General features: G+C 59.7%; 9 protein-coding genes and 1 pseudogene. 5 read left to right on the top strand and 5 right to left on the bottom strand.

The genetic code is table 11. From position 1 onward, the window contains the following. Nucleotides 1-1,866, bottom strand: coding sequence for a hypothetical protein (locus tag EPO09_RS10100; RefSeq protein ID WP_290642709.1), 1,866 nt, complete (start codon nucleotides 1,864-1,866; stop codon nucleotides 1-3). A 139-nt stretch (nucleotides 1,867-2,005) separates the two neighbouring features. On the opposite strand from EPO09_RS10100, the gene EPO09_RS10095 reads away from it, so the two are divergent. Next, nucleotides 2,006-2,773, top strand: a complete 768-nt coding sequence (locus EPO09_RS10095; protein ID WP_290642707.1) for an oxepin-CoA hydrolase, alternative type — start codon at nucleotides 2,006-2,008, stop codon at nucleotides 2,771-2,773. Between the two features lie 42 nt (nucleotides 2,774-2,815). Here the strand turns inward: EPO09_RS10095 and EPO09_RS10090 are convergent, their stop codons facing one another. Then, a complete protein-coding gene (locus tag EPO09_RS10090) occupies nucleotides 2,816-3,478 on the bottom strand; it encodes a hypothetical protein (protein WP_290642705.1) in 663 nt (220 codons plus the stop codon). A 165-nt stretch (nucleotides 3,479-3,643) separates the two neighbouring features. Here EPO09_RS10090 and EPO09_RS10085 point away from each other — a divergent pair, with 165 nt between their 5' ends. The 4 genes from EPO09_RS10085 (at nucleotide 3,644) to EPO09_RS10070 (ending at nucleotide 5,472) form a co-directional block, all read left to right on the top strand. Next, nucleotides 3,644-3,925: a hypothetical protein gene (locus EPO09_RS10085; protein WP_290642703.1), complete on the top strand. Its 282-nt coding sequence runs from the start codon at nucleotides 3,644-3,646 to the stop codon at nucleotides 3,923-3,925. Between the two features lie 136 nt (nucleotides 3,926-4,061). After that, nucleotides 4,062-4,475, top strand: coding sequence for a YidB family protein (locus tag EPO09_RS10080; protein ID WP_290642701.1), 414 nt, complete (start codon nucleotides 4,062-4,064; stop codon nucleotides 4,473-4,475). Nucleotides 4,476-4,562: 87 nt separating this feature from the next. After that, nucleotides 4,563-4,931 carry a nuclear transport factor 2 family protein gene (locus EPO09_RS10075; protein ID WP_290642699.1) on the top strand — a complete coding sequence of 123 codons (369 nt, stop codon included), beginning with the start codon at nucleotides 4,563-4,565 and terminating at the stop codon, nucleotides 4,929-4,931. Nucleotides 4,932-5,223: 292 nt separating this feature from the next. After that, nucleotides 5,224-5,472, top strand: a complete 249-nt coding sequence (locus tag EPO09_RS10070; RefSeq protein WP_290642697.1) for a hypothetical protein — start codon at nucleotides 5,224-5,226, stop codon at nucleotides 5,470-5,472. An 889-nt stretch (nucleotides 5,473-6,361) separates the two neighbouring features. Here EPO09_RS10070 and qatD read toward each other — a convergent pair. From qatD to EPO09_RS10055, 3 genes and pseudogenes are all read right to left on the bottom strand, one after another. Beyond that, entirely contained in the window at nucleotides 6,362-7,099 is a 738-nt protein-coding gene (gene qatD / locus EPO09_RS10065) for a Qat anti-phage system TatD family nuclease QatD (protein ID WP_290642695.1), read from the bottom strand. Continuing rightward, nucleotides 7,099-8,364, bottom strand: a complete 1,266-nt coding sequence (gene qatC / locus EPO09_RS10060; protein ID WP_290642693.1) for a Qat anti-phage system QueC-like protein QatC — start codon at nucleotides 8,362-8,364, stop codon at nucleotides 7,099-7,101. Before qatC ends, qatD begins: the two co-directional genes overlap by 1 nt. Beyond that, nucleotides 8,361-8,725, bottom strand: a pseudogene (locus EPO09_RS10055) (hypothetical protein); the annotation flags it as partial. The gene qatC and the pseudogene EPO09_RS10055, both read right to left, overlap by 4 nt.

Genomic DNA, 8,725 nt, shown 5'->3' with positions numbered 1-8,725 from the left:
CTACGCCGTGGCGCGCGATCTGGCTGAGCGCGACACGGCGTAGAGAAACAGCAGTTCGCGATAGGCAGGCAGCTCGAAAGTGTCTTCACTGCTGTCAGGCCTGGTCAGGGAGCGCTCAAGTACCTCCATGGCCTTGTTCGGGGAGGCCCACAGCGCCTGCAGGCGATCAATCACGCCGGGGTAATCAGCCAGGCTATGGCCCTGCTGCAGATCGGCATCCCATGAAGGCGCATAGGCATTGAAGCGCGCATTGAACACGGACTGCACACGCTCGTACTCGGTGCGCTTGCCCACTCGGCGGTAGATTTCCAGCAGCTTGAGGAAGGGCAAGGGACTGGCACCCGTCGTGTGATGCACATGGCCTTCCAGCAGATCGATCGCGGCATCATCCTGCCCCAGCACCACGAAGAACTCGGCTTGCTGCTCCAGATCGATGAGCTCTTCAACCGAAACTTCCCGCAAGGGCTCATTGCGCGGCTCAACCAGAGGCGACAGCTGCATGCCAGCGGGTGCCACGTCTGGCACATGCTGATGAATGTTGGCAGCTGTGACTGTGACCGCTTTTGCTGGCGCGACATAGGCGACCGGCTCAACCGGCACAGGCTCGTGACGCTCGCCGGGCGCGTGCACAAACTGGGCTGGCGTCTGCGCCATGACTGGCTCGCTGGCCTCGTCCTGCTCGTCATTTGGCAGTTGAGACTGCGCCTGCCACCAAACCGCCTGACGCTGGCGCTCCTGCCTCAGCCGGTTGTACAAATATCCAGACAGCGCCAGCCCGGCAAAAGCCAGCAGGCCGGCACCATACAACCAGGCACCGCCGTGCGCAGACTCGGCCTTGATGGCACGCGCCTGCAAGGCCGCCACCACCTGGCTGGATTTTTCGCCATCCTGCTTGAGCTGGGCCAAGCGCTGCTCCAGATCCTGCAGGCGTTGATGATCTCTTGCCAGTTGCTCCGGCGTGGCATTCATGGCCAACCACAGCGCTGCAGCAGCCTGACGGCGCAAAAGTACATCGGGTGACTGATCTTCCGCACTGGCTGCAGAGCCCATCGTGGGCGACATGCGCAACGAGGGCGCAAACATCGCATCGGCCTCGACCGGATCCAGCAGCAAACGAGACCCGCCGCCTGCAACGGATGCCAAGGCCTTTGCGCTCGACTTGATCGCCTTGCGCTTGCTGGTCGACGATGCCGTGTTGATCGGTACGCCAGATGACGCAGAAGCACCCGCAGTTTCGCTGGAAGCCATCACGTGATTGACCACCATGCTGGGTGCCTTCTCCAAGGGAGAAGCAGCCTCGCCAGGCTTGCCGCCACGCCGTTTTGACGTACCTCGTCCAACGCTGCCAGGCTGGGCACCAGCCATGGCCGCAGACAACACCCCGGGCGGACTGATCACCTGCGCAACAGGCAAGGAAGCGGACTGAACGACCTCGCCCACATCAGCTGTTGCGGCCGACTCATTGCCAGCCATGCTCAAACCAGGAGGATCTGCCAAGGCCACCACCTTGCGAGTGATGCGTGACTTACAACCAGCGGCGAGGTAAACCGTGACAACGGGCTCGTTGATCAAAGCCGAGGTGCTGACCCGCAAAACGGCACGCTCGGCTGTGGCGCCCGGCATCACTTCAGTGAAGATAGCCTTGGCCTGCACTTTTTCATCGCCGAAATACACATCGGCGGCCGTGCATTCGTTGGCGATCTCTTCGCCTGCCTCGAGGCGCAAAGGAATGGTGACCCGAAGGGTGTCACCCAAAATGGCGCGGCTGCTTGGCTGACCGAATCCCAGGCTGTATGAGGCACCTGAGGCACACAACAGCGTCATACCAGCTGAAACCGCCGCCGATACCCGCTTAAAGTTATTCATGTCGGTGCATCATGAGGCCCAAGTTTTCACTCTAGCATGAAGGTTTGGTTTCCCATGCTGTGGGAAGCACCGGAGAATGGCACCTGTTTGCCGCTTGCAACCTGTTGACAACAGTACGCTGATAGCCCTGATTCCCTGCATGACAACCGAACTCAAGACTGAACGACGAGGCCACACGCTGGTCATGACCCTGTCCGGCCCAGCCACCCGCAACGCCCTGTCACCGCAGGTGTACGCCGCCGGGGTTGAAACGCTGAACATGGCGGAAGCCAATCCGGAGGTTGGCGCTGTGGTGCTGACTGGCGAGGGCGATCACTTTTGCGCTGGCGGCGATCTGCTGCGCCTGTCCCACAACAGGCAGCATGACCTGCAAACGCAAGGCGCCAATCTTGAGGCCTTCCATCAGTGGATAGAAGCACTGCGCAGCTTTCCCAAACCCGTGGTGGCGGCAGTAGAAGGCGTCGCGGCGGGTGGCGGTGTGTCGCTGGCCCTGGCCTGCGATCTGATCGTGGCCTCTGAATCGGCGCGCTTCGTGATGGCTTACAGCAAGGTCGCGCTGTCACCCGACGGTGGCGCAAGCTGGCACCTGGCCCGGGCGCTGGGACGAGGCAAGGCGCTGGAGTTGCTGTGGCTGGGCGAACAGCAATCAGCGCAGCAGTGGCTGGCTCTGGGCCTGGCGCACCGGCTGGCGCCCGCCGGACAGACGCTGGAGCAGGCCATGACGCTGGCGGAGCAGCTCTCACAAGTGGCGCCAGGTGTACTGGCCAGTGTCAAGGAACTGGTGAACGACGCAGACCGTCCTCTGCGACCTCACCTGGAAGCCGAAAAGCAACACTTTCTGGTCAACCTGACGCGCCCGGAAGCTGGCCAGGCCATTGATCAGTTCCTGCAGGGCAAACGCCGCTGAGCAGCGGCCGCAGACCACGGGGCCAAGAGGCCAACCGGGGCATCAAGCTCCCGCGTTGGCCACTTCCCGCATCCGCCTGGCGATGACGGAAAACAGTTGCCCCACCATGTGCAGCTGGCCAGGCTCCAGGGGTTGCCCGGGCATGCGCAAGGTCAACATGCCGCGATTGACGGTCAACACCAGCAGGAGACTATCCGTCCACCAGGTGGTAGCGGCTTCTTCCAGTGCGCGCACCATCTCGGCATCGAGCCAGGCTTGGGCCACTGTTTCAGCATTGGCCAGCAGCACGAACCGTTTGGCCAGCACGGCCGCCGCACTCAAGGACACCTTGGGATGCATGGCCAGCCAACGCATCTCGTCAGGCAGCGTGTTGTCTATCTGCGTCTGCATGGCGTTGGTGAAGCTGCTGAAGACCTCCGACTCCAACAGTTGCGCCAGCACACGGCTGAGCATCACCATTTGCACATCGCCAGGCAAACCTGTGTCGCAGCGGAAACGCAACTCCTGCCCGGCTATGTAAGAGCGCTGGGAGCCGCCCCACTCGACACGCCAGCCTTCCTTGGTCTCGACAACGTAACCGCCGCCCGTCTTGTCCTTGACGCGCTTGAACGCAAAGCCTTCGGACTTCGCCCATGCGCCCAGAACTACCCCTTCGTCACGGGAAGCCGGGGCAGAACCTATCAGTCGCTTGAGAGAGGCAAACATGCAAAGGGCGATTCCCAGAAGGAATGTGTGGGTCTATTCAAGAGCCAGTCTAACTGAGCGTATTAGAGTTTGACGCCAGAAAACACATGGCGAAATCCCTGAAATGGTAAGCAGCAGCAGCCCTCGCCCCTCAAGTCGGCCGCCGCTCACGCCGATGTTGCGGGGATGTCAAAGCGCCACGCAACCCTGAGTGATACGCAACGCCCCGCGCTGGACGAAGTTCACTGGCGAGCCGCCGCTGAAGAAGGTGCGCGAGTCGCCGCGAAGCATTGGGAAGTGCCCCTCGCCAACATCACCGAAATCGCCTTGTCTGACGTGGAAGACGGCCACTATCTATTCAAAGTCATCTACACGGATGGCCATGGCCAAAGGCGCACGGCGGCCTTGCACATGCCCAAAGGTGCTCGCTACACCAGCCCGCTGGAGATGTCAGCCTTGTGTGCATGAACGTGACGCCCGGAGGCTGGATACGGTTCCTTGACACTGCGACGATTGAATTGGATGGCAACACTCGCCGGCATACACTGGCAGCTCCGGTCACCCATTACGGATGGCTTTCGCTTTTCTTTCCAGGAGGTATGCCATGGGACTGTTTGATTCGATTGCAGGAGAAGTGCTCGGCGCTTTGTCTAACGCGAACTCAGAGCATCATGCTGGGCTGCTCGATGCCGTCTCCGGGATGCTGAACAATCCCCAAATCGGTGGCGTCACAGGGCTGATCCAGGCATTCGAAAAGCAAGGCCTTGGTGGTGTGATGTCGTCTTGGGTAGGCACCGGCCAGAACCTGCCGATCAGCCCGGAACAGTTGCAGTCAGTGCTCGGGAATGAACACATTCAAGCCATCGCTCAAAAGCTGGGCATTTCGACTCAAGATGTCTCTACCCACTTGTCACAGTTGCTGCCTGCGGTCATCGACAAGATGACGCCGAATGGTCAGGTAGCGCAAGGTGATGCATTTGGTAGCGTGCTCGGAGCCATCAAGGGCGCACTTGGCTGACTGACATCTCCAAAACTGTGCGGCGAGAACCCAGACTTACACTTCGTCGTCGACCCGTGCTGCCGACACACAAACAAGGGAATTGCCATGAACACACGCGACATTGCAAACACGCTGGTTGAACTTTGCAAGCAGGGCAAAAACGCCGAAGCCAAGGCGCTGTATTCCGATGAAATCATCAGCGTCGAAGCCTTTGCGCCCCCTGGTGCGAACAGGGAAGTCAAGGGGCTCGCCGCGTTGCAGGCCAAGAGCCAATGGTGGGTGGACAACCACGAGATTCATTCGGCCGCAGTGACCGGCCCTTGGCCAAATGGTGACCGCTTCATCGTCGGTTTTCAATATGACGTGACGCACAAGCCATCAGGTCAGAGAATCAAAATGGAAGAGGCTGCGCTGTACACAGTCGAGAACGGCAAGATCGTGCGTGAGGAGTTCTTCTACGCCAGCGGCGCATAAACAGCTCAAAGAACAAAGCCCGACACTGGCGATCTGTACGGGCGACACAAGTGAGAATCGTGTGACAACAACTTGAGTGCTTTACATCGGCATGGCGTTCGCTGAAACGATCCAGCAACATCGCGCCGATAGAGTCGATACGTCCTGCCGATGGGCGCCATCGCGGAACCTGAAACCCGCTTCGCCCCTCGCAAGCGGGTTTCTGCTTTTTGCGGTGACTACTTGGCACGATGTGAGAAATCGGCACATCGCACCGCTCGGCGCACTGTGAACCCTCGAAATAGACCCCTGCATGGCATCGCATATCGCGATAGCGAGTTACCGAGAAGCGCATCATGCACATCGGCAATCACCACTAGCAGGGCGCCTCATGATCACACCGTTTGGTCGCATCAAGGAATTGGTGAGCAAGATTCAAGTCCTTGAAGGAAAGCTCACCAGTGCCGGTCTGATGCCGATGGCTGAGCAACACAAGATCCATCTTGAGATTCAACAGCACAAGAAGGAAATGCTGCAACTGGAGCAGTACACCCGCAGGTAAGGCTCAGCTGCTCGTGGGTGCCACCTTATCCCCGCAAGCTGTGGATAAGCCTGTTGGCAAAGCCTTTGCAAAGAGCACGTCCCCCTGGGAGAACCCTTTCAATGCCTCGAAATGTGGCAGTCTCGTGACGCCCATCACACCAAGGGCTGCAGCCACTTGGCTGGGGCAGCCCAAAGTGGATCGACGGAGCGCAGACCACAGTCGAAATGGGCAAGGTTGAATCGCTCATTTCCCGGGAAATTCCCCGAAAGCGTCACGATGCCGATGAACAGTGGCCTGCCCGGAGGGACTCGAATCCTTATATGAGGTCAAATCCAAAAAATGCAGGTGTGTGAGTGAGTAAATCGGCAACTTCTCATTCTATTGCTACCGACACTTCAAAATATGCACTGAATTGCGTATTTGCACCTTGGTCTATCTTTGAGGCATCAACCTTCACATTCCCCTCCTCGCTGCGGGCCCCTCGGTGAGACGTCATCCTGCTGGTGGGCAGCGCAAAGACTGGGTTGACAAACTATGCTGCCGGCAAAGCACTGGAGAGCATTGCCAACTCTGGTCTGACCCGAAAGCTCGCCATGGTGTTCACGCACATGGACATGGCCTCAGAGTCAGGGCGTAGTCAATTGATCGCATACGGAAGAGCGATCACGACTGGCGGAGTCCGTGACTTCGCTGTCGGCGTCGCCGACTGTAGTGGCGGAATTGGTCCGAAATATGCACTGAGTTCGAAGCCGAGGTATCAGAGCCAACCTGAGCGGATTCGAAAGTACTTCGAGCATGGGCCTGTCAGCTATGCTGCGTGATTCAAGTTTGATGATGCCGGATCAATAATCTCGGAGAAGATCGAATGAACCCAAGGTGCGAGGGGTAGGCAGCAGAGGGGGTGTTCTTAACCTAAGTCCATTGCGCGCAGGAGCGTGCGTCCGTTTCTGGCAAGTGCTTCAGCTGCCTCGTCAGTTGAAAGGCCCCATAGAGGAGCTAGGCCTTCGGCGGTTCGGTGGGCACTCCAGGGCATGATTGGTTTGCCCGCGACCGTGGCAAAAGGCCCGTCGCTTTCCGGTACAACGCGGTCGCGCGGCATCGCCTCTGCCAATGCTCGGCCATTCGCGGAGTCAAACATCGCCGGACCGATGCTGAACCAACACCCGTGCGCCGCGGCAGCCTTCAGTTCAGCAGGGCTCCCGGAGAACCAGTGCATTACCGCCGTTCCGAAATTCGGGTGTCGCTTGAGTTCAGCCAAGACGTCCCTGACGGCGCGACGGGAGTGGATGCTAAGAGTTCTTCCACCCAACTCCGCAGAACGTGCGATAACGGCCTCGAAAATCCTGCGCTGAACCTCGTAGTGAGCTTTGAAGCGCGGCGATCCATCAAGGCCCACCTCACCCACAGCCTTGACCCTAACAATCTGCTCTAGCAGTAGGTCCAGCTCTGCAGCGCGCTCGTGGGCGATCTCGGGATGGAGTCCCGGCGTGATAAGTATTGAGGGCAAGGGCTCCAGCACCCGCGACGTAGCCGCAAACGCCTTCGGACTCGTGGTCACCAACCAGGTGAACTCATTACGCCGAGCGGCCTCGCGATAGACATCCCTTGCTCCAGGGTAGAGGTCGAGGTGACAGTGAAAGTCCATCACAGCAGTCCGTCAGCTTGGAGCAACGCCTCCAGTTCACCAAGACCGGCTTGGAGCACCCGGCGATAGTCCCCCCGCTCGCCAGCCGTCGCAAATGCCAGCGTGGCGCCAAGGAATCGGTCCAATCCTTGTTCACGCACAGATAGCACAGCCAGGACTGCCGCCATCGGGTCGTCCGGGCCGCTCGACTTGTCGGAGCCGACAAGCGACGGGAAGGCATATGTAGTCCTGTCATGACTGGTGCCCCAGCCGAGGAACGCTGCCCGTCGAATCATGCAGGGAACACAGCGGCCGCAGTGCGTGCGGTTGTAGGTTCGGAAGCGGCCGCAACTCGTAGAGTCTGAAGCGACGGTGCCAAGCAAGGCTTGGTCCGCGCATTCGCGAAGCATTTCGCCCTTCGTCTTGAACCGGTAGGGCAACTCGAACCGCACACCGATGCCCAGCCCATCGACCAACTCCTGCAGCTTTGCAATAAATAGCGGGTGCGTCGTGCGCGTGCTGAGACTGGCAACACGTCCAGGTACTAGGGGCGGATTGATGCAGATGAAGCCGTTCTCGGGGACAAAGACCTGCACTGGCCGACCGGCAATCTTGGACGCCGCCATCACGGCGAACCCGTAGAACGCCAGCGACCGGCCACGCGTTGAGGGCTCGCGACTACCGGAAAAGCTAATGCCATGGCTCCACTGCATGTGAGTGGCACCGCCCCCGAGGAGCGTGGCGTACCGACGTTGTCGTTCGGAATCCTCATGGGCCAACTGCGACACGAACGCTGGCCGGCGCCCACCGGTCACGAGGTCGATGCCCCCTATAAGGCTGTCGAGACCGCCTGACAGCAGGGAGATGCAGTCGTGGGCCAGCGGCTGTGGTCTTCCGTTCGGAGGTGCAACCCCGCCCTCGACGAAATGAAGCGTCCAATAGTCCCCTGTCAGAAACTTCAACATCCCTTCGACGTGGGCCTTCCACGGTGCCCACCGAAGGGGTTCGTGCAAACCGACCGTGAGCTCAATGGTTCGCGTCCAGCCGTCCGCACTGGTGCTTCGCAAACAGCAAAGGTCCGCTGCGCAAACCGACAAACAGAACTGCACGAAATCCCAGGCCTGAGCGCTCGGAGCGAATCCCTTGCGCTTCAACGACCCGCGCCATCCCTGCGCAATGGTTCCAACGCCGGCGCGCTTGGCGCTTCTGAACAGCGTGAACGCACGCTCGCCATCTACGAGCGTCGCAGGTAAGTGATCGACGGACGTGCACAGCACTTTCATCATGATGCGAACACCTCCATTGCAGACCGCAGAACCTCACGAGAGAGCCGTTGGGGGTCGACCCCCGCTCCACCTAGTCGCTCCATGACGACGAGAACTTCCGACTGCACGTACTCCCGCATGTCCTTCCGAAACAGCTGCACTTGCTGCGGGTCGTGCCTTAGCCGTTCGTAGGTCTGCCCGAGCTGCAGGTCCATGCGATTGCATACATCGTTGGCTATGGTGATAGCCATGATGTCGTGAATCTGCGCGTTCGTGAGGTTGAAGACGTCGATGTCGGGATTGCGCTCGTAGAGCAGCCCAAGCGCCTCGGCTGCGGCGTTACGCAGCGATTCGTCATCAACACTGCCCGTATCAGGCATGA

Source organism: Aquabacterium sp. (assembly GCF_004297345.1).
GTDB lineage: Bacteria > Pseudomonadota > Gammaproteobacteria > Burkholderiales > Burkholderiaceae_C > Aquabacterium.
The sequence above is the reverse complement of the archived record's forward strand: the minus strand, read 5'-3'. Positions and strand labels throughout refer to the sequence as shown.

Coding starts and splice junctions, on each gene's coding strand:
- EPO09_RS10100 (WP_290642709.1), bottom strand. CDS start 1,866: ATGAATAACTTTAAGCGGGTATCGGCGGCGGTTTCAGCTGGTATGACG.
- EPO09_RS10090 (WP_290642705.1), bottom strand. CDS start 3,478: ATGTTTGCCTCTCTCAAGCGACTGATAGGTTCTGCCCCGGCTTCCCGT.
- qatC (WP_290642693.1), bottom strand. CDS start 8,364: ATGATGAAAGTGCTGTGCACGTCCGTCGATCACTTACCTGCGACGCTC.
- EPO09_RS10075 (WP_290642699.1), top strand. CDS start 4,563: ATGAACACACGCGACATTGCAAACACGCTGGTTGAACTTTGCAAGCAG.
- EPO09_RS10070 (WP_290642697.1), top strand. CDS start 5,224: ATGGCATCGCATATCGCGATAGCGAGTTACCGAGAAGCGCATCATGCA.
- EPO09_RS10080 (WP_290642701.1), top strand. CDS start 4,062: ATGGGACTGTTTGATTCGATTGCAGGAGAAGTGCTCGGCGCTTTGTCT.
- EPO09_RS10085 (WP_290642703.1), top strand. CDS start 3,644: ATGTCAAAGCGCCACGCAACCCTGAGTGATACGCAACGCCCCGCGCTG.
- qatD (WP_290642695.1), bottom strand. CDS start 7,099: ATGGACTTTCACTGTCACCTCGACCTCTACCCTGGAGCAAGGGATGTC.
- EPO09_RS10095 (WP_290642707.1), top strand. CDS start 2,006: ATGACAACCGAACTCAAGACTGAACGACGAGGCCACACGCTGGTCATG.